This is a genomic window from Pseudoalteromonas sp. T1lg24 (assembly GCF_002964745.1).
GTDB lineage: Bacteria > Pseudomonadota > Gammaproteobacteria > Enterobacterales > Alteromonadaceae > Pseudoalteromonas > Pseudoalteromonas spongiae.
Genome location: NZ_PQCB01000033.1, coordinates 1,495,023 through 1,515,384, shown reverse-complemented (window position 1 = coordinate 1,515,384; position 20,362 = coordinate 1,495,023). Strand labels below are relative to the sequence as shown.

The window sequence follows — 20,362 nt, the reverse complement described above, 5'->3', positions numbered from 1 at the left end:
CAAACTGAACATTAAGTGAACCAAGTAAAACACGCTAGAATCCGTTTTGCCTGAGTGTTAAATTGTAAAAAACAGAAAAACGATATCGCTATGGATTTCAAACAAAAAATAAATGCTAAACGTCCGTTGAATCAAACGAACAATACAAAAACCGCACTTGAGAGCGATCGTGGACGTATTATAAATAGCTCAGGATTGCGAAGATTACAGCAAAAGACACAAGTATTTCCCCTTGAGCGTAATGCTGCCGTTCGTTCACGTCTCACCCACTCTCTCGAAGTGCAACAAAATGGCCGATTTATTGTACACACCATATTTAATACACTGAGCGAAATCCAGCTAACCCAATACGGGTTAAAGCCTCTTGAGCGTGAATTAGAAAGTTTAGTTGAAATGGCGTGCTTGATGCACGATATCGGTAATCCTGCGTTTGGTCATTTTGGTGAAGCCGCGATAAATGCTTGGTTTACTAAATACTTAAAGGCTCATCCGCTTTCAAAGCACGCATTTTCTAAAAATATGGGTGAAGATACCCCTCTTTCACCTACGCAATCGATACTACACGAACTTTGTCATTACGAAGGCAATGCACAGGCGATAAGAAATGTTCACAGCTTATTTGCGCTTAACCTAACCTATTGTCAAACAGCCAGTATCTTAAAATACACACGTTGTGGCACATTGCCTAAACAGCAAGTGCCAGTAAATAAACAGTATTTAATGAAAAAAGTTGGCTATTACTTTAGTGAAAGTGAATTTATTGAAACGCTTTGTGGCGAACTTGGCATAGAGTTAGGTCGTCGCCATCCTGCCAGTTACATTATGGAAGCCGCAGACGATATTGCATACTGTTTAGCTGACATAGAGGATGCAGTAGAAAAAGGATTAATCTCCATCCCTTTCTTAATAGACGTATTAGACCGAGAGTACCGCAATGTACTATCACAGTTTAATATTAATGAAGATGAACTTAACTCATTTATGCAGCGTAAGTGCGAACATGCCTACGATTACGCACAAAAACACGATTACAATATCGAAAACAATTTCTTCATTCGTCTGCGCGTTAACTTGCTCCACCCGTTAGTAAAACACAGTGCAATTCGATTTTGCGATAATATTGAAGAAATTTTCCATGGTAGCTTTAATGCCTCTCTCTTAGAAGATAATAGCTATCAACATGCGATTACTAAAGCCCTTAAGTCAGTAGCGTTTAAATATGTATTTTGTCATCACGAAGTACAGCAGCTTGAATTACAAGGACACAAGATTATTACTACGTTGCTTAACGAATATGCGTGTTTGCTCGACTATTCCCAGAACGACTTTAATAAACTACTCGCTGGTGAATTTAATTTCTCGGTTGAATCGCGCTTACTAAACCGAATTTCATCGAAATATCTGTCCGTATATAAAAAATCGGTCGATACATTAGATGCGTTGAAACAAAACGACCCAATCTACGAGTTTTATTATCGTGCACGTTTAATACAAGATTTTATCGGCAATATGACAGATCAATTTGCCTATGATACGTACCGAAAACTAATGGTAATTGAGTAGATTTAAACTTAAATTGCGTCGCATAATGCGAAAGCTTCCTGAATCTGCCTTAGTATTCATTAAAAATCAATGGATTAACTAAGGCACATTCATTGCTCAGATAAAGAAAACTATTATTTGAGTACCTGATATGGCGCAATTTAGTCTTAACGTAGCAAAATCTATTGGAAACGAAATTGGCGAATGGTTTCAAGCAAATATCACCGACTTTAACACTAGCCTTGCCTCAACCTGTCATTCGACACATCTGTTCGACATTTATATTTGGGGTGATGTTGCCTATCGAAATCAAGACAGGCAAATAACCGCTGATCTACTGAATGGACTAAAAAAGTGTTATACCGGTCGCTCTTGGGTCCTAATTAATAAAGAAACCCGCATAGTTTACGCCGCAAGTGATGAATTTGGTACGTTTCCGTTACTGGTGTATCAGCATCAACAACATACCATTATTGCAAGCTCGCGAACTGCACTAATCAATTGCTTAGAAGATAACGTTGAATTTAATCAGACAGCCTTGCGTAACCTGCTTGCACTGGGCCAGCTTTTTAACAGCGATTGTATAATTAAGCACACCCAACATTTTACTGGTGAATCTCTGATTAAGGTTAACCTTAACAACCACACACTTGAGAAACAAAAAATACAGGCGCAATATGTTAAATGTTTAAACAAAACCACCAAATATAGCCATGCAAAAGATGCGTTTATCGAAGCAGTAAGAAAGTGCTTCAAAAACGATAGTTACCCGTTAGTGTCATTGTCAGGCGGTCTCGATTCTCGCGCTATATTGTCTGCATGTGAGGTTTTGAACTTGAAACCCGAAGGACTGTGTTATGGCGAAATTAATAGTACGGATGTTCAGTATGCGATTAAGCTTGCTAATGCATGTAATTTGAAACTGTTCCATTCAAAAAATTCAACCACGAATTTTGATATACAAACGATAAAAAGAATTACCAACGCAAGCATTGGAGAAGTCCCGTTTCACCATGCGCATGCGTTAATCGACGAGCAACTATTAAACCAAACCCGAGGTCGAACAATTATAACCGGTACGGGCGCAGAAACGTATCGTGCGTTTTACTACGACCGAGGCATGCCTGGTTTTCGTTTCTTTGGGCAAAGCTCACTTAACAAGTATACAGTGCCTCGCATCAAACGTTATATTAGTGAAGAATTAACAAAACAAACGTTGCCAATCGCTCAACTACTTTTAAAAGACAGTGTAAGTATAGAAAAAACGGTTAACGACTTTATGAAAGCGCACATCTGTAAATATGTCGATGCAGCGAAGCAGGCAGATCAATTTTACTTAAAAGCCCGTTGCCAGCGAATGGTTGTCGCTGGACAGCAATTACTCGACAGTTACTATAATCGCACACACCCATTTTTAAATGATGAGGTCGTGTGTACCATGTTGAATCTACCTGCCAAGTACAAATTACACAGTGCTTTTCATCGCAAACTAATATCTGATTTATCGCCGAAACTTGCTGCATTACCTTGGGATAAAACGAATAAACCTTTAAACCGCGGTTTAACACTTGGACAAAAATACCCAGGGTTAATCAGCCGGCTTGGTTTAAACGGGCATTTTGGTAAGCGCTCTAAACCTATGTACCAATATGATTATTCAGAAGTTAGTCAAAGCGTGTTATTAGCAACCGTAAATTTACTTGGACTTGATGATAAAGACAAAGCGACGCTAATTTCACAAATAAGGCAATATAAGCTTGAGAACTATATAATCGGTTTTGGTCTAGTTTGGCTTAATTGCGTCGACAATGCGAAAATATTGAAAGCAAGTTAGATGCTACACTTTTTCACAATTTGACAAGCTTATGACAAACCTTGGCCCGAGCTTACTGATATATTATCGCTCGACTGTTTACCACCCCGACCAAAGGTAAATAATTAAACCCTAAAGGCCCAGCTTATAAAGATTCCGAATTACTCAAAGATTGGGCCTTTTTTTGAGTTCCTCGTAAGGTTACTTTCCTCTTGTAATAAACAGTACTTCGCATATCTTTGGTGTGAAAAATGTAAGCGTTTAACGCATTAGCACCGTTTTGAACTTTCACAATTATTCAGTATGATGTGTTCTTTACACCTCAACTAAACAAAAGCGCAATAAATGGCAAATCACTTAGCATGTATAACGCACGGTTATCATAGTTAGGTAATTTATAATATTTAAAAAAAGCTTGGGATTGCGTAAGGTTAAACAAAACGCCTTTGCAATTCTCACAATGTGTAAGTGTTATTTCATCCAAGTTTTTATCAACAAGTGTATTTGAACATTGCGGGCAAGCGTGTTTACTTGCTGTACCTTTAGTTGTGTTTAAATGCGTTGAAAAAGCGCTAAAGTTAAATCTTCCCTTACCATCAAGCGCAGCATAGTACTTTTCAGGTAACCATGAATAACCGCATTTACAACCAAACCCTATTTCCCCATAGCCTTTCCACACCTGTAAATCACATTCTTTACACACACAACGCATATTTTGTCCCCCACTCTTTTGACTTAGAAGCGTATTAGAACCTCAACAAAGCCGGGGCGTTTATGTGTTAAAGGGTGTATTTCAGTGTTGATTGGCTAAGTAGGATGTACTGGGTGTTATGGTAAATCCACTTTCAATAAACCAGCACCCTACAGATAGCTTTATCGGTTCTCAGCAATTTTTGCGCGTATTAATAAGACTAAAGGCGGTGTTAAAACATTAGCTCTTAGGTGAGAATCAAGCCCAAGTGTCAATATGCTCCTCATCATCTTCACTTGTATGGCTTTCTTTTGTCGTATCTTCTTTTTGTTTTTTAAGTTCGGACAGAGTCGCCTCATTCTTTTTAAGACGCACTTTTGTAGTCTTATTGTCGCTCACGCCAACGACATATAAGGTAGATTTGTCCACTGGGTGCACAGTGTTAATACGCGGCAAAAATGGGATTAAAATATCCATACATTACTCCTAGAACTTACCTATATATCGGCTAGGTTATAGTTTGCTTTAATATTAACGGTTTAAGCAATTTAAGTTGATGCCATGGGGTTCCAGTAACATAGCTTCTTTTTCGAAGTCGGCTTGTAATAGAGGTTGTTCTTGCCACCAATTTTGCTCAAACGTTACATCTATCGAGTGCTCCAAAAACCTGATCTGGTCAATTTTAACAAAGTCACATTGACGCTTTTGTGTAAACAACAGTGCTAATCTAAAGATAGAAATCGCTTGTATAAATTCTTTAAAATCTGTGTTTGATTCAAGCTGTTCAGACTCTAACTTTAATTTCTTTCGATGATTCCGCACTAGTAAGGTTAACAGCTGCTGCTCTTCTTGGCTAAAACCGGGAAGTAAACTATTCGCGATTATGTAAGCTGAATGCTTACGAGTGTTAGACGAACTTATGCTTAAGCCTACTTCATAGACGTCTGCAGCAAAAAAAACGATTTTCTGCAATTGCAAGGTTACATTCCAACCTTTGTTTGCATGTTCAAACAACCAAGTAAGCATCGCTTTTACACGACTAGATTGACTTTTATCACAGTCGAAACGCTGGGCGAAGTTATCAATACTTTGCTGCTTTAGGTTATGATTGTCGCTGCAATTAATTAACTCGTGTAATACACCCTCGCGTAATGAAAAATCACAATACGTTAACGACTTTATGTTGAGTAACTCGAAGCACGCAATGGCAATCGCAACAGCAGAACAGATAATACCCTTACGCTCGTCACCCAGCCCAGGCAACTCGATATGTTTAATATCGCCAAACGAAATCAACTTATGTTTGATTACGTTTAAGTCTGATAATGTGATTTGATCATGCTCTGAGTCATTAACGAGTGTGTGCTGTACGATACTCAAAATTGCTTTAAAGCTACCCGATGTACCAATAGCGCACTGCCAATTGGTGTTTTGATAGGCATTAAGAATAGGCTCAATTTCTTGGCTCGCAGCAACAATGGCACGGTTAAAACTATCATGTGAAATACTATTATCAGCAAAAAACAATTGCTGAAATGTAACACATCCCATGCTTCGGCTAGCAAGCTGATGCGTATTGGGTCCTTTACCAACAATAAACTCGGTGCTGCCACCGCCAATATCTATCACCAGTCTTGTATCGTTATCAACACGATAATTAGCAACGCCTTGGTAAATTAATCGTGCTTCTTCCAATCCAGAAATTACATCAATATTAAATGGAATGATTTTTTTCGCACGTTGAATAAAGTGATATTTATTTTTTGCTTTTCGTACCGTGTATGTTGCTACAATTTTTACGTGATTTGCGTTAAACCCTTGCAGCGTTGTCGCAAACTCTTTTAATGCAGTTTCAGCTCTGACTATCGCGTCATCGCTTAAATTGCCGGCTGCGTCTAACCCTTCAGCTAAATGAACTTTTAGTTTTTCTTTGTGTAAGATTTCTAAACGGCCGCTTATTTGCCTTGCAACAATCAACTGGAAACTATTTGAACCAATATCTAACGCAGCAATTGTTGCAGTGCTTTTCATTAAGAGTTTTCTCGCTTTTTCAGGTAATCATAAATTGCAATTTGAGAGCGAAGCTTCATTTTATTGCCTCTACGAACGTAATGGTTGCGTTGGCTCGAGTCGATTAACCGCGCTTTAGCACGGTCTTTAAATTGCAATTCAAGAATATCAATTATTATTTGTTTTAACGCATTATCGTAAATTGGTGTCGCCACTTCAACTCGATGATCGAGGTTTCGCGTCATCCAATCTGCCGACGAAATATAGACCTTTTCGTCACCCGAATTATGAAAAACCATGACTCGAGGATGCTCTAAAAATCGGTCGATGATACTGATAATGCGAATATTTTCTGAAATCCCCTTAATATTGGGAATTAAACTGCACATGCCGCGAACGATAATGCGAATTTGCACCCCAAAGGTCGACGCCTCGTAAAGCTTATCAACCAAGCCTGTATCAACTAAGTTATTGACCTTAAGCGTAATTGCAGCTGGTTGCTTTAACTTTGCTTGGCTAATTTCGCTGTCGATTAGTTGGTAGATTTTTTCACGAGCATTTACTGGCGAAACCATTAAATGTTCAAAGTTAAACGACTTGTAACTGTATTCAATAAAACGGAAAACATCGGTGGCTTCGCGAGTTAGGTCAGAATGTTTAGTAAACAAGCTAAAGTCAGTATAAATATTTGCGGTTTTTTCATGAAAATTGCCAGTACCAATGTGCGCATACTTTTCAATCACACCTTTTTCCTTACGGTACACCAAACATAATTTAGAATGTACTTTTAAACTTGGAATACCAAATATTACTTTTACGCCCGCTTCTTTTAACAATCGAGACCATTCAATATTATTTTCTTCGTCAAAGCGCGCTTTTAACTCCACCATCACAGTTACTTTTTTACCATTTCTCGCCGCGTTGAGTAGCGCACTGATCACACGTGAGTGCTTTGCAACTCGGTAAATGTTGATCTTAATTTGCGTCACTTTTGGGTCGTAACTTGCTTGTCTTAAAAATTCCGTGAGGTGATTAAAGGTATGATAGGGATAATAAAGCAAAATATCACCAAGACTAATCGCTTTAAAAACATTATCTTGCAGGCTAAATTCTTTATTTTTTAAAGCCGGTAATGGACGGTTTTCAAGGTATTTACGCCCAACATTAGGAAAACCGATAAAGTCCTTAAAATTACGATACCGTGCCGAACCAATAGTCGAATCATATTGTTTAACACCCAATTTTTTACACAAAATTCGTAGCATTGCTTCGGGCATATCATCGTCATATACCAAGCGTGTAGGCTCAGAGTTTAAGCGTTGTTTTAACCCTTTAGACATTTTATCAAGTAAACCTTCGTCTACTTCATCATCAAGGTTGTACTCAGCATCGCGCGTCAGTTTAAACGCGTGACCTGATATTTCATCAAACTTATAAAGCCCGGTAAAAATATCGCGCAAAAAGTACTTTATTAAGTCATCTATTACGACAATGTGCTTATCTTTTTTGTTACGTTTGCTAGGTAAAATGACAAAGCGATTAATGGTTTGTGGCACTTCAAGTGCTGCATATTGCTCTCGCTCACCGTTAAGCGAAACCAATATATAAACACACGAATCATTTAGGTGGATTTTTTTCTCTGGTGCGTCACTGACTTTAATTGGCGTCATGTGATCGAGCACATTATTTATAAAATACTCGCTTAACCATGCTCGTGCAGCTTCATCTAGCTGTTCTGGCTTTGAGATGTAGATATTATAACGCGCTAAATCGATTAAAATTTGTTGGTAAATATCGTCAAACTTCTCGTTGAGCTTGAGTACTTTTTCTTGAATTTCGGAAAGTAAATGAATGTGCGTAGAAGGAAGCTTTTTAACTTCATCGAGTAAAATTCTGCGTTTAACATCGGCAACACGTACTTTAAAAAACTCATCAAGATTATTAGAGAATATGCCTAAAAAGCGAATCCGCTCAATAATCGGGTTAGTTTGATCTTTTGCTTCTTGTAACACGCGTTCGTTGAAAGACAACCAACTTAATTCTTTTTCAAAATATAACGGCGTCGCCGAGATATTAGATTCCATTTCCATGTAAAACTAATTTATGCAATTAACTTATAGATTAGTTTATGTATTTTTTATTGCACAATTATTACGTGTTAACAGTAACTTAAAAAACGCGCCAAACGAGTCCAATAAAATCCATTTATAATGGCATGGGTTTACATAAACTCTTTTTGTCATTTGCACAGCGCGCGCACTTTTTACAGACAAAGCGAGGGGTATTAACTAACGCCGCTAGCTTTTCTAGCTTTTGCTCAATTTCTTTGCGCTTCCATTCACACAAAGTTTTACTCACATCTAACCTCAATTAACTAATCTAACGCTGTTGTTGAAACGGCTATTTTATAACCAATCAAACAAACTAAGTCCAAATTGCGCTTTACGCTAAGCCCTAGTGATAAATTAAACACTATTTTAATAAAACAAGCGTAATTTGACCTAATACTTTTATTTTTAATTAGGGAGTTTCTGTTGCATTTAAAATGTTCATATTACTTTAATTATCTTTCAACATGAATGTATTAGCTATTGAGTACATTAAAATTGCAGTGCTGATAATTTTCCCTTTGATAAGCTGCTTTCTTAATCAAATCTGATACTAATTATTCGACTAATTTTGTCGTCAGGTTAAACATAAACCATCAAACAAGACAAAACACCCCCTTGACCAATTTAATCTCCAAAACACCCTAAAAATGACAATTTAACTTGTATATACAGGCCTATACAAGCTAATTTTAAAACGTCAACCAACAAGATTAAGGTTTTGTTTTTATGCGTATTTTATTTTTTGAAATATAGTATTCACAATTTAGATGCTATTTTTTATTGCAAAGCATTAAAATTCATGTTTTTCTATAAATACAAAAGCCAAACAGGCTTATTATTCAAAAGGTTTATATCATGCTAAATATACTGAACACTATTCATCACCATCATACAACGGAGTAGCTTTCAGGTATTTCGCTGGAGGGCTATTCCGAAAATATGTCCTCTGGTAATCAACAAAAATGAGCCCGAGGACAACCTCGGGCTTTTTTATAGCCCAAATTAAATTTAACGTATTATTAGAATTAAATATTGGGAATGAGAAAATGAGTGATAACAACCGTCTACGCATTGCGATTCAAAAATCAGGGCGTTTATCAAAAGACTGCCAAGACCTACTTAAACAACTAGGTGTTAAACTAAATTTACGTGAACAACGCCTAATTGCACACGCTACAAACATGCCAATTGACGTATTACGAGTACGTGATGACGATATCCCTGGGTTGGTAATGGACGGCGTGTGTGATTTAGGTATCGTCGGCGAAAACGTTCTCGTTGAAAGCCAAGCTGAACGTGCTGCACAAAGTCTAAATGCCGAGGTTACTAAACTTGCAAAACTCGATTTTGGTTACTGCCGCCTTGCACTTGCCTGGCCGCAAGAGTTAGGTCAGTTGCCGTTGAGTTGGTTTGAAGGCAAAAAGATTGCGACTACCTACCCTGAGATTTTAAAGCAATATCTTAAAAATCAAGGGATCAACGCATCGACTGTGCTACTTTCAGGATCAGTTGAAGTCGCGCCGCGTGCAGGCCTTGCCGATGCGATTTGTGATTTGGTTTCAACGGGTGCGACACTCGAAGCAAATGGTCTTTTGCAAGGCGAAACCATCTTAGAGTCTAACGCTTGTTTAATTCAAAACCCTTCAATGGATAACCAGCAAAAGCAAGCATTGCTTGATACTTTACTACCTCGTTTAAAAGCGGTGCGCCAAGCTAAAGAAAGTAAATATATTATGCTTCACGCGCCTAAAGCGGGATTAGACGAAATTTGCGAGTTGTTACCAGGCACCGGCAAACCAACCGTATTATCACTTGCCGGCACTGACGATTTAGTTGCGTTGCACATGGTTTCTAGTGAAACGCTTTTCTGGGAAACCATGGAAGCATTAAAAGAAAAAGGTGCAAGCTCGATTCTTGTAATGCCAATCGAAAAGATGATGGAGTAAACCGTGAACGTTTGGTCGCAACTTTCCGCTGCACAACAAGACGCTTTATTGACGCGCCCTGCTCAACAAGATCAGAGCGCACTGCAAGCGCGTGTTCAAACTATTATCGATACCGTCAAAGAAAATGGCGATAAAGCGCTACTTGATTTTAATCAGCAGTTCGATAATAACCAAAGTGAACAGCTTATTGTGCCACAAACCGAAATTGATAATTCACCAGCGCTATTAAGTACTGAATTAAAAAATGCTATTGATATTGCGTTTAATAACATTACTAAATTTCACCAAGCACAATTACCCGGTACGAAAATTATTGAAACACAACCTGGCGTGTGTTGCGAGCTGCGTTATCAACCAATTCAAGCAGTTGGAATTTATGTACCTGGTGGTACTGCTCCCCTGCCTTCGTCGGTATTAATGCAAGGAGCGCTTGCAAAACTCAGTGGCGCTAAAACCATTGTGTTAGCAACACCGGTTAAAGGCGATATGGCGATTAATCCTGCCATTTTGTATGCTGCAAAATTATGTGGTGTGACCACGCTTATTAAATCAGGTGGTGCAGGTGTTATTGCAGCAATGGCTTTCGGTACGGATTCCGTACCCAAAGTAAATAAAATCTTTGGCCCGGGTAACAGCTATGTGACGATGGCAAAACAGTTAGTTGCTCAGCAAGCTACTGGTGTTGCAATCGATATGCCTGCGGGTCCTTCTGAAGTGCTTGTAATTGCCGATGAAGGGGCAAACCCCACTTTTGTTGCCGCAGATTTACTATCACAGGCCGAACACGGTGAAGATTCTCAAGTAGTTTTAATATCAAACTGCGAAACGTTAATAAACGAAACCAAACGTGAGATTGACGCGCAACTAAGTACGCTTTCGCGTAAGGCGATTGCTCAAAAAGCATTGTTAAACTCGCCTTTTATATTAGTTGATAGCATTGAGAGTGCGATTAAGGTGTCAAACCAATATGGGCCGGAGCACTTAATTGTACAAACACGAAATGCTGCAGATATTGTAGATAAATTCTATAACGTTGGTTCGATATTTGTTGGCGATTATACGCCTGAATCAGCTGGCGACTATGCCTCTGGTACAAATCACGTGTTACCGACGTATGGCTATAGCCAAGTTTATTCCGCGCTTAACTTAATGGACTTCTTTAGAACCTATACAGTGCAAACCATTTCACAGTCTGGCTTAGCACAACTTGCAAACAGTATCTTGCCGCTAGCGGAAGCTGAAGGGTTAGACGCACACGCAAACGCGGTGTCAATCAGGTTACAGGAGGCCAAATTATGAGCCGTGAATTTGCCCCAGAATATATTCAATCACTGAAAGCGTATAGCTCTGCAAAAAGCGAAAAACTAACTGGTTCAACGTGGTTAAACGCCAATGAAAGCCCTTATGCAAAAGAGTATGCACTAAATTTAGATAACTTAAACCGTTACCCAGATCCGCAACCTGAAAACGTCATCAACGCGTACGCGGGCTATAGCAATCTTGCAGGCGAAAACATTTTGATGACACGTGGCGCAGATGAAGGCATTGAGTTATTGGTACGTACCTTTTGTCAAAATGGTAAAGACAGCATCGCACAATTTTTACCGACTTACGGCATGTATAAGGTAACCGCAGAAAGTGCCAATGTTGCGCTAGTAGATTTAAGCCAAGCGCTTTTAATTGATGCACCACAGTCAGAGCTTTTAGATTGTGTTGGTAACGCCAAGATGGTATTTGTCTGTAACCCAAATAACCCAACCGGTAACGTGCTTCCACTGTCTCGAATCGAAGAGATTGTAAAAGCGTTTGAAGATAAAGCTATTGTCGTCGTTGACGAAGCTTATATTGAATTTTGTGAAGAATTTACAGCGGCAGGGTTAATCGAAAAGTATCAAAACCTGGTGGTTTTAAGAACCTTATCAAAGGCATTTGCATTAGCAGGTTTACGCACCGGATTTGTGTTAAGCAATCCAGAGTTAATTAATACCATGCGCAAGGTGCTAGCGCCGTACCCTGTATCGAGTGTGGTTGCCGCAATAGCCGAACAAGCGCTTACAAGCTGCAACATCAGTAGCGTTAAACGCCAAGTGTCAATTATAAACAACAATCGTGCAACACTTATTAATCAGTTATCCGCGTGCAAACACGTGCGTAAGGTACTACCGAGTTTTGCAAACTTTGTCACTATCCAGCTTAGCGATAAAGCACACATCGCAGCAGCTATGCAAAGTGGCTTAATTATGCGCCCTTTTACACTTTATGGCGAAGATAACTGGCTACGCATCAGTATTGGATCAGAACAAGAGCTTAACGTTGTATTCAACTGGCTAGTAGAAATAAACGGATAATAATTATGGCAGTTCCTTACTTATTTATAGATAGAGACGGTACTTTAGTAGAAGAGCCAGCTATCGACAAACAACTTGATACACTCGAAAAGTTAGTTTTTGAGCCAGGCGTTATACCTGCGCTGTTACAACTGCAAGCAGCTGGTTATAAACTGGTTATGGTATCTAACCAAGATGGCTTAGGCACAGATAGTTTCCCAAAGGCCGACTTTGACGCACCGCACAATAAAATGATGCAGGTTTTTAGCGCATCGAACATCACTTTTGATGAGGTATTAATTTGCCCACACTTTGACGATGAAAATTGCGCTTGCAGAAAGCCTAAAACAGGGTTACTAAAAAAGCTGATGCAATCTGGCAATGTCGATTTAGCAAACTCCTATGTGATTGGCGATCGCCAAACCGATATTCAACTTGCTGAAAACCTGTGCTGTGAAGGTATTTTGTATACAGGCAACTGGCCTGAGATCGTTACTAAACTCACGACGCGTAATCGTACCGGCGAAGTTAATCGCAACACCAGCGAAACCCAAATCTCAGTTAGCGTAAACCTTGATTCGGGTAAACAAGGGCAAGTACAAACAGGACTTGGCTTTTTTGACCACATGCTCGACCAAATTCGTACGCACAGTAATATCGGCCTTAATATTAAGGCATCGGGTGATTTACACATTGATGAACATCACCTTGTTGAAGACGTTGGTATTGCACTTGGTCAAGCACTTAAACAAGCGCTGAGTACCAAAACACAAATTGGCCGCTATGGTTTTTCGTTGCCAATGGATGAGTGTAAAGCAGACGCACAGATTGATTTATCGGGTCGTGCTTCGTTCGTACTAAATGCTAATTTCTCACGCGAAAAAGTGGGAGACTTGGATGTGCAAATGGTTGAGCACTTCTTCAAAAGCCTCACTGATAATGCAGCAATTAGCCTAATTTTAAGTGTGTCAGACGGTAATTGCCATCATCAAGTTGAAGGGCTATTTAAAGCGTTTTCACGTGCACTGCGCATGGCAATTGCCAAAGATGTTACCCAAACCACCGCCAGTTCTAAAGGATGTTTATGATAGCCATAATTAACACCGGTTGTGCAAACATTAATTCGGTTCGATTTGCATTTGAGCGTTTAGGCGTTCAGGTTGAAATTATCACAGAGCCAGAAAAACTTAACGATTTTCCTCGTGCTGTGCTGCCTGGTGTAGGTCATGCTTCTGTAGCAATGAAACGCTTAATTGATAACAACTGGCAAGATGCTATACGCAATTACAAAAAGCCTTTACTAGGCATTTGTTTGGGTATGCAGTTAATGTGCGACGAAACTGAAGAAGGTGGAGTGAAGACCCTTAGCCTCATTCCTGGAAAACTAAATGCGCTTAAAAGCGAGAACCTAACACTACCGCATATGGGCTGGAATAATTTAGATTTAAAATCAGAGCACCCTATTTTAGCGGGCATCAATGGCAACGACCAAGTGTATTACGTGCATAGTTTTGCTCATGTGCCGAATCAATACACATTGGCATCAAGCAATTATAGTACTGAATTTTCAGCTATTATTGCCAAAGATAATTTTATTGGCATGCAATTCCACCCTGAAAAATCAGCCCGCGTTGGTGAACGTTTGCTGAAAAACTTTTTAGCGTTATAGGAACAATAATGATTATTCCCGCATTAGATATTTTACAAAATCGAATTGTTAGACTATACCAAGGCAAGTACGACACGGCACAATTTTATGATTTTGACTTTAAACAACGGTTAACAGAGTACGCAAATTCAGGCGCTGAACGAATTCACATTGTTGATCTTGAAGGCGCCCGTGATCCGGACAAAAAGCAATGGCAGTTCATACAAGAAGCATCAAACGAGCTCAAACTACCCTTTCAAATCGGCGGCGGCATTCGAAGCGAGTCAGACATATCCACTTGGCTGAACGCAGGCGTACATCAAGTGGTGATTGGCTCGAAAGCAGTGACGGACAAGAGCCAAGTAAAGAATTGGATAAACACATTCGGCGCCGCTAAATTTGTAATCGCACTGGATGTTAACAAAGACGGCGAGACCTGGCGCCCTGCTACCCACGGTTGGCTCGAAAAATCGCCTTACGATCTGTTTGAATTTATTGAATTCTATAAAGAATTGGGCGTAAAAGACTTTTTGTGCACTGACATTAGTAAAGACGGCACAATGACCGGCCCCTCATTTAAGCTATACCAAGACATTCTTTTAAAGTTTGATGATATTCGCGTACAAGCATCAGGTGGTGTTAGTTCCCTTGAGGATATTAAGCAGTTAAAAGCGCTTGGCGTAGGCGGTGTCATTTTAGGTAAATCATTACTTGATAATGCGTTTAGCGCTAAGGAGGCTGTAACGTGTTATCAAAACGCATAATTCCTTGTTTAGACGTAAAAAATAATCAAGTCGTAAAGGGCGTTAAATTCAAAGAGCACGAAATCGTGGGCGATATATTGCAACTTGCCGAGGCATATTCGCAAGCAGGTGCCGATGAGCTAGTTTTCTATGAAATTACGGCGAGCGTCGAAAAGCGTTTACTTGATGTCACTTGGGTGGAGCAAATTGCCCGTTATATCAATATCCCATTTTGTGTTGCGGGCGGCATTAAATCGGTCGCCGACGCTGCAAAAGTACTCGAAATGGGTGCGGATAAGATCAGCATTAATAGCCCTGCAATAGCAAGGCCCGAGCTTATTAAAGAGTTACATGATGAGTTTGGTAAACAGTGTGTTGTGGTTGGTATCGACAGTTTTTATGATGAAACCACAGGCGAATACCTCGTATATCAACTAACGGGCGATCCTAACGCATCAAGCCAAACACGCTATAAAACCCATGAATGGGTTAAGCAAGTGCAAGACTTAGGTGCCGGTGAAATTGTACTTAACTGCATGAACCAAGACGGCGTAAGAAAGGGTTATGACAATCGACAATTAAGTGAAATACGCGCGATTTGTGACGTTCCTTTAATTGCCTCTGGCGGCGCGGGTAAAATTCAAGACTTTGCCGACGTTTTTTTACAAAGTAATGTTGATGGTGCACTTGCCGCATCGGTTTTTCACAAAGGCTTAATTGATATAACCGAGCTAAAACAAACCCTGAATCAACAGACTATTCCGGTACGATTATGAAATTAAATTTAAGTAATATTTCAGCGCTAGACTTTGATAAAAGTGAGCTTATGCCCGCGATTGTACAGGATGTGCAATCGGGGCAAATTTTAATGCAGGGCTTTTGTAATCTAGCGGCAGTTCAAACGACTCTAGAAATTGGTAAAGTAACTTTTTACAGCCGTTCAAAACAGCGTTTATGGACAAAAGGCGAAAGCTCTGACAACTATCTGGAATTGGTATCAATGCATACTGATTGTGACCAAGATTCGTTATTAATACTCGCAAAACCGCAAGGTCCAACGTGTCACTTAGGTACACAAAGTTGTTTTGGTGATGCGAGCACCGACTTAAGCTTTTTAGGTACGCTTAACAGTGTTATTGCAAAGCGAAAAAATGACGACCCAGCCGAAAGTTACACTGCAAGTTTATTTGCCAAAGAGTTGAGTAGAAGTTGTCAAAAGGTTGGCGAAGAAGGTGTTGAAGTTGCCTTAGCAGCAATGAAAAATGACAACGAAGAGTTACTCAATGAATCAGCTGATTTATTGTATCACTTATTAGTTTTGTTACAACGACAAAACCTCGATATTAGCCAAGTTGTTAATGTGCTAAAAAATAGACATAAATAAGGTCTACGCTTTAACCAAGGTTGCAATAGCAACCTTGGGCATCAGTTAAAATAGTCGCGCCTAATGCGTTGTGCTCTTTATTGTCGTTGATGTACTGCTCGACAAGGCCTTGGCCTTCGCTACAAAACATTCCTGTTGAATAAGGACCAAGATAGGTTAGCTTACCTTTTTGGTTGATTACTGCGACCGCAGGTACCGAAGGTATATTAAAACGACTAGTACTATTAAGCGTAATAACATGATTTTTAAAGCCGTGTTCCGACGCTAATTTTTTCACCGAAGTTACGTGGCTTTCGGCAACATGCTCACAAAAGCAATTATCCATTGTAAAGTGCACTACTGCCCCATTCCTTGTATCTAGGGTTTCTTCAATAAGCGATGTAAAGCGATGGTCAAATTCGGTGTCCATCGCGTTACTCAATAGCAAGCCATTTACATCAAATTGCTTTGCTTTTAAGGTCGACAAGTACAACACACTGCTGGTTAAAATAATTGACCATACCGCTAACACAACCCAATGTAATTTAAAGCTCAAAGCGTGATAACTCGCGGTTTAAGTTTTCAATATCGTTCTTCATTTCTTTAAAGCGTTGGCCGGACTCATTAGTATTGTGTTTTAATTGCTCTGAATTATGTGATAAGCGCTGTGTCGATTCAGAAATACTCGCCGACACCGTTGCTTGCTCGTTTGCAGCACTTGCAACCGACGCCATGTTATTAACCATGCTTTCGATATTATCAACCACGCCCAGCATCATGTTAGATGCGTCTTTTGCCTGTGCAACCGTGTCTTCTGCTTGAACTAAACACTTGTCCATTTGCTCAACCGAAGACGACGCCTCATTAATTAACGCCGCAGTAATTTCACTGATCTGCTCTGCATTTTGACGCGTTTTCATCGCAAGCTGCCTCACTTCGTCTGCAACAACTGCAAATCCACGGCCGTGTTCACCGGCGCGAGCTGATTCAATTGCAGCATTTAACGCTAATAAGTTGGTTTGATCTGAAATCGATTTAATGGCATTCATGACTTCTTCAATTTGATTACACTTTAACGCAAGTTCACCAATTGTTTGCGATGTCGCCGCTAAGTCACCCTTAAGCCCTTCGATATTTTGCGCTGAACTATCAATAATTTGCTTTGTTTTATCAGTACGGTTAAACGCATCGCTTGCACTTTCGTTTGCTTCACTTGCTTGGCTCGCAACGTTCGCATTTGCTACTGTCATTTGTTCCGTTGCGGTTGCAATTAAGTTGATTTGACTGACATTTTCGTCGGTCGCACGCTCTACATCGTTAGTTAAATCTAACACAGCTTCAGAGCGTAGTAACACGCCTTCACTGACCGTTTTGGTTTGTTTTATAAATCCACTTAATGAGGTCATTAACTTATGATAATCAGAGTCATCTGATTGCTCTTTGGTAAACGCGGTTAAGTCGAACGTACCCTCTTTACTCAACACATCATGTATTGATTTTGATAATTTATATGCACTTACCGCCTCTCTATGCGTTAATTTAGCGACATACATTAATACGCCGCCTTCGGTTACCGCAAAAAGCGCATGAATAGTCAAAATGTAAAACGCTAAATGGCCTTGTTCAAATATGTAAATCGAGGCGCCTTGCGACTGCACAATAAAAAACAGAATATGATGAACGGCTATAAATAATACGCTCGACAAAATCACTTGCCAATCGCGGTAGAAGCTTAAAAATGCCAGCATTACAAATATTTCGAAGTGTAATTCCGTTAACCCCATGGCTTGTTGAATATGGAGTGCTGCAAATAACTGAACCGCTATACCGACAGCATGGCGGGTAACTGATGCAAACGGGGCAGTGTTAATTAAAAATAGTGGCAATGCGACAATTAGCAGGCCAATTGCAATACCTTCAAACCAGGTATCAGTAAAGAATGCGATAATTAACGTAATAATAAACTGGCCAATTAATACGGCAGAGAAGATCCGGTTTGCTTTTTCAATCCAAGGGTAATTCATTTAAACTTCCAAATAGTGCTCATAAATAAACGGTAATACAACACGAGTTGTACGTTTTGTAATGCCGAACGGCTCATTTTCCTATGCCACAATTTTAAATCTAAATTAAAAATTAGTATTTGATTTAGCTTTTGTTTATTGCAAATTTAACAATTAATTTTAAGCTTGATTAAATGCTAAACAATACACTTGTTGATAATTGATAAATCACAATATTGCATACGTTAAGCATAGATTTTCTTTTTAAGTCTCGCTATGCTGGTGACAAATTATTAGGGATAGCATTATGTTTCGTAAAATTTCTGCTGCATCGCTGTTTTTGCTTTTAGTTGGCTGCGGTTCAACACTCACTCCGACACAAACAGCCTACGTCGATAACTTAACCCCATGTGAAAAAATTCAAGGTTTAGTTGATGGTTTTGAAAATCAATTCGAGCCGCTTAAAGCAACACGTGTTCAAACTAAGTTCGGCGATGTGTGGACACCAAAGTACCATTTGCTAGGCAATAGTTGTCAAATTCTCGGTATGAATAACGAAAGAGTGTCTTACAAGTGCGCAAAGCAATACGATAACGAATCACAAAGCCGTGACGCGTTTGACTTAGCCGTAAATCAAGTAGCACAATGTTTGGGCAGCCAATGGCAAGTAAATAACACAGCACAAAATCAAAGCCAACGAACTACATTTAAAAACGCCGAGCACGATGCGGTAATTAGCATTCAAAGCGGACAAACAAACGCCAAGTATAATAAAACGTGGCAAACATCCTTTGAAGTTGGTGGTTTAATTAAAAAATAAGTCCATATATTCATTATATAAAGTCAATAAAAGGGCCCACAGTTGTGAGCCCTTTTTAGTATTTTTACTTAGCTAAACTAATAGGCTAAGTTACTAAGCTAGATTACTTAGTTAAGTCATCAAAAAACTTCTTAACACCATCAAAGAATCCTTGCTCTTTTGGACGATGGCGTGAGCTATCACCGCCCATGCTCTCATCTAATTCACGTAATAATTCTTTTTGACGTTCGTTTAAGTTAACCGGTGTTTCAATAATAACTTTACAGATTAAGTCACCCACTGCACCGCCGCGAACAGACTTAACGCCTTTACCGCGCATACGGAACATTTTATCCGTCTGACATTCTGAAGGAATTTTCAGTTTTGCACGACCGTCTAGCGTTGGTACTTCAATCTCGCCACCAAGTGCTGCTGTGGTAAAGCTAAGAGGTACTTCACAATATAAATTACTGCCGTCACGAACAAAAATTGGGTGTTCACGAACAGAAACCTGCACGTATAAATCACCTGCTGGTGCACCGTGTTGCCCTGCTTCACCTTCGCCAGCTAAACGAATACGGTCGCCAGTATCAACACCTGCCGGAATTTTCACAGACAAGGTCTTGGTTTTTTCTACGCGGCCCTGACCATGACACTTATTACATGGATCTGAGATAATTTGACCGCTACCATTACAGGTTGGACATGTTTGCTGAACAGCAAAGAAGCCTTGGCGCATTTGTACTTGGCCATGACCATGACAGGTACCACATGTTTGTGGCTTAGAGCCTTTCTTCGCGCCAGAACCATCACATGGTTCACATGACACCCAAGTTGGTACTTTAATTTCAACGTCTTTACCGCGAACTGCTTCTTCTAGACTTAAATCTAGGTTATAGCGTAAGTCAGCACCACGTTGTTGGCGAGATTGACGTCGGCCACCGCCGCCACCAAAAATATCGCCGAATACGTCACCAAAGATATCGCCAAAATCTGCACCGCCGCCAAAGCCACCGTGACCGCCGCCACCGCCTTGTTCAAAGGCTGCGTGACCAAATTGGTCGTATGTTTGACGTTTTTGACTGTCGCCAAGTATTTCGTATGCTTCTTTTACTTCTTTAAACTTAGCTTCTAAGTCTTTGTCGCCTGCGGTACGATCTGGGTGATACTTCATAGCAAGGCGTTTGTATGCCTTTTTAATATCACGATCGCTAGCGTCTTTTGCAACGCCTAGTACTTCATAATAATCGCGTTTTGACATAATTACTGCTTTCCCCGTTAGTTGGCTAACTGCATTTGCATTGCCCCAGCGGGGTCTTTAGCCTCAAAATTCATAAAACCTTTAGATACACTAAGGGCGCGTCTG

At 39.8% G+C, this 20,362-nt stretch carries 18 protein-coding genes; 11 read left to right on the top strand and 7 right to left on the bottom strand.

The genetic code is table 11. The features are described from left to right. Window positions 1-90: 90 nt before the first annotated feature. Together dgt and C2M30_RS18975 are read left to right on the top strand one after the other, a co-directional pair. Window positions 91-1,563: a dGTPase gene (gene dgt, locus C2M30_RS18980; RefSeq protein ID WP_105172886.1), complete on the top strand. Its 1,473-nt coding sequence runs from the start codon at window positions 91-93 to the stop codon at window positions 1,561-1,563. Window positions 1,564-1,693: 130 nt separating this feature from the next. Then, window positions 1,694-3,376: a hypothetical protein gene (locus tag C2M30_RS18975; RefSeq protein WP_105172885.1), complete on the top strand. Its 1,683-nt coding sequence runs from the start codon at window positions 1,694-1,696 to the stop codon at window positions 3,374-3,376. Window positions 3,377-3,677: 301 nt separating this feature from the next. Here the strand turns inward: C2M30_RS18975 and C2M30_RS18970 are convergent, their stop codons facing one another. The 4 genes from C2M30_RS18970 to ppk1 form a co-directional block, all read right to left on the bottom strand. Beyond that, a complete protein-coding gene (locus C2M30_RS18970) occupies window positions 3,678-4,067 on the bottom strand; it encodes a TFIIB-type zinc ribbon-containing protein (protein ID WP_105172884.1) in 390 nt (129 codons plus the stop codon). Window positions 4,068-4,304: 237 nt separating this feature from the next. Next, a complete protein-coding gene (locus C2M30_RS18965; RefSeq protein WP_010559143.1) occupies window positions 4,305-4,523 on the bottom strand; it encodes a hypothetical protein in 219 nt (72 codons plus the stop codon). A 54-nt stretch (window positions 4,524-4,577) separates the two neighbouring features. After that, a complete protein-coding gene (locus C2M30_RS18960; protein ID WP_105172883.1) occupies window positions 4,578-6,077 on the bottom strand; it encodes a Ppx/GppA phosphatase family protein in 1,500 nt (499 codons plus the stop codon). Beyond that, complete coding sequence (gene ppk1, locus C2M30_RS18955; RefSeq protein WP_105172882.1) at window positions 6,077-8,146, bottom strand: polyphosphate kinase 1; 2,070 nt, start codon at window positions 8,144-8,146, stop codon at window positions 6,077-6,079. Before ppk1 ends, C2M30_RS18960 begins: the two co-directional genes overlap by 1 nt. A 1,067-nt stretch (window positions 8,147-9,213) precedes the next feature. Here ppk1 and hisG point away from each other — a divergent pair. From hisG to hisIE, 8 genes are read left to right on the top strand one after another with little or no spacing between them, the layout of a single operon-like run. Continuing rightward, window positions 9,214-10,113: an ATP phosphoribosyltransferase gene (hisG, locus tag C2M30_RS18950; protein ID WP_010559139.1), complete on the top strand. Its 900-nt coding sequence runs from the start codon at window positions 9,214-9,216 to the stop codon at window positions 10,111-10,113. A gap of 3 nt (window positions 10,114-10,116) precedes the next feature. Next, window positions 10,117-11,412, top strand: a complete 1,296-nt coding sequence (gene hisD, locus C2M30_RS18945) for a histidinol dehydrogenase (RefSeq protein WP_105172881.1) — start codon at window positions 10,117-10,119, stop codon at window positions 11,410-11,412. Beyond that, the gene (hisC, locus tag C2M30_RS18940) at window positions 11,409-12,461 is read left to right on the top strand and encodes a histidinol-phosphate transaminase (protein ID WP_105172880.1); all 1,053 of its coding nucleotides are present in this window, start codon (window positions 11,409-11,411) and stop codon (window positions 12,459-12,461) included. The genes hisD and hisC overlap by 4 nt, the downstream gene beginning before the upstream one ends. 5 nt (window positions 12,462-12,466) lie before the next feature. After that, window positions 12,467-13,528, top strand: a complete 1,062-nt coding sequence (hisB, locus tag C2M30_RS18935; protein ID WP_105172879.1) for a bifunctional histidinol-phosphatase/imidazoleglycerol-phosphate dehydratase HisB — start codon at window positions 12,467-12,469, stop codon at window positions 13,526-13,528. Continuing rightward, entirely contained in the window at window positions 13,525-14,109 is a 585-nt protein-coding gene (gene hisH, locus C2M30_RS18930) for an imidazole glycerol phosphate synthase subunit HisH (protein WP_105172878.1), read from the top strand. The genes hisB and hisH overlap by 4 nt, the downstream gene beginning before the upstream one ends. Before the next feature lie 8 nt (window positions 14,110-14,117). After that, window positions 14,118-14,852, top strand: a complete 735-nt coding sequence (gene hisA, locus C2M30_RS18925; RefSeq protein ID WP_105172877.1) for a 1-(5-phosphoribosyl)-5-[(5-phosphoribosylamino)methylideneamino]imidazole-4-carboxamide isomerase — start codon at window positions 14,118-14,120, stop codon at window positions 14,850-14,852. Beyond that, window positions 14,834-15,607 carry an imidazole glycerol phosphate synthase subunit HisF gene (gene hisF / locus C2M30_RS18920; protein ID WP_105172876.1) on the top strand — a complete coding sequence of 258 codons (774 nt, stop codon included), beginning with the start codon at window positions 14,834-14,836 and terminating at the stop codon, window positions 15,605-15,607. The genes hisA and hisF overlap by 19 nt, the downstream gene beginning before the upstream one ends. Then, a complete protein-coding gene (gene hisIE, locus C2M30_RS18915) occupies window positions 15,604-16,215 on the top strand; it encodes a bifunctional phosphoribosyl-AMP cyclohydrolase/phosphoribosyl-ATP diphosphatase HisIE (RefSeq protein WP_105172875.1) in 612 nt (203 codons plus the stop codon). The genes hisF and hisIE overlap by 4 nt, the downstream gene beginning before the upstream one ends. 10 nt (window positions 16,216-16,225) lie before the next feature. On the opposite strand, the gene C2M30_RS18910 is transcribed toward hisIE, so the two are convergent. Further along, entirely contained in the window at window positions 16,226-16,750 is a 525-nt protein-coding gene (locus tag C2M30_RS18910; RefSeq protein WP_105172874.1) for a DUF6436 domain-containing protein, read from the bottom strand. After that, complete coding sequence (locus C2M30_RS18905; protein WP_105172873.1) at window positions 16,740-18,218, bottom strand: methyl-accepting chemotaxis protein; 1,479 nt, start codon at window positions 18,216-18,218, stop codon at window positions 16,740-16,742. Before C2M30_RS18905 ends, C2M30_RS18910 begins: the two co-directional genes overlap by 11 nt. Window positions 18,219-18,504: 286 nt before the next feature. Between C2M30_RS18905 and C2M30_RS18900 the strand changes: the two genes are divergently transcribed. Then, entirely contained in the window at window positions 18,505-19,017 is a 513-nt protein-coding gene (locus tag C2M30_RS18900; protein WP_105172872.1) for a hypothetical protein, read from the top strand. Window positions 19,018-19,120: 103 nt separating this feature from the next. Here C2M30_RS18900 and dnaJ read toward each other — a convergent pair whose 3' ends face one another. Further along, a complete protein-coding gene (gene dnaJ / locus C2M30_RS18895) occupies window positions 19,121-20,257 on the bottom strand; it encodes a molecular chaperone DnaJ (RefSeq protein WP_105172871.1) in 1,137 nt (378 codons plus the stop codon). Window positions 20,258-20,362: the final 105 nt, after the last annotated feature.

Coding starts and splice junctions, on each gene's coding strand:
- C2M30_RS18965 (WP_010559143.1), bottom strand. CDS start 4,523: ATGGATATTTTAATCCCATTTTTGCCGCGTATTAACACTGTGCACCCA.
- ppk1 (WP_105172882.1), bottom strand. CDS start 8,146: ATGGAAATGGAATCTAATATCTCGGCGACGCCGTTATATTTTGAAAAA.
- dgt (WP_105172886.1), top strand. CDS start 91: ATGGATTTCAAACAAAAAATAAATGCTAAACGTCCGTTGAATCAAACG.
- C2M30_RS18905 (WP_105172873.1), bottom strand. CDS start 18,218: ATGAATTACCCTTGGATTGAAAAAGCAAACCGGATCTTCTCTGCCGTA.
- C2M30_RS18975 (WP_105172885.1), top strand. CDS start 1,694: ATGGCGCAATTTAGTCTTAACGTAGCAAAATCTATTGGAAACGAAATT.
- dnaJ (WP_105172871.1), bottom strand. CDS start 20,257: ATGTCAAAACGCGATTATTATGAAGTACTAGGCGTTGCAAAAGACGCT.
- hisG (WP_010559139.1), top strand. CDS start 9,214: ATGAGTGATAACAACCGTCTACGCATTGCGATTCAAAAATCAGGGCGT.
- hisC (WP_105172880.1), top strand. CDS start 11,409: ATGAGCCGTGAATTTGCCCCAGAATATATTCAATCACTGAAAGCGTAT.
- hisIE (WP_105172875.1), top strand. CDS start 15,604: ATGAAATTAAATTTAAGTAATATTTCAGCGCTAGACTTTGATAAAAGT.
- C2M30_RS18960 (WP_105172883.1), bottom strand. CDS start 6,077: ATGAAAAGCACTGCAACAATTGCTGCGTTAGATATTGGTTCAAATAGT.
- C2M30_RS18970 (WP_105172884.1), bottom strand. CDS start 4,067: ATGCGTTGTGTGTGTAAAGAATGTGATTTACAGGTGTGGAAAGGCTAT.
- hisB (WP_105172879.1), top strand. CDS start 12,467: ATGGCAGTTCCTTACTTATTTATAGATAGAGACGGTACTTTAGTAGAA.
- C2M30_RS18900 (WP_105172872.1), top strand. CDS start 18,505: ATGTTTCGTAAAATTTCTGCTGCATCGCTGTTTTTGCTTTTAGTTGGC.
- hisA (WP_105172877.1), top strand. CDS start 14,118: ATGATTATTCCCGCATTAGATATTTTACAAAATCGAATTGTTAGACTA.
- hisH (WP_105172878.1), top strand. CDS start 13,525: ATGATAGCCATAATTAACACCGGTTGTGCAAACATTAATTCGGTTCGA.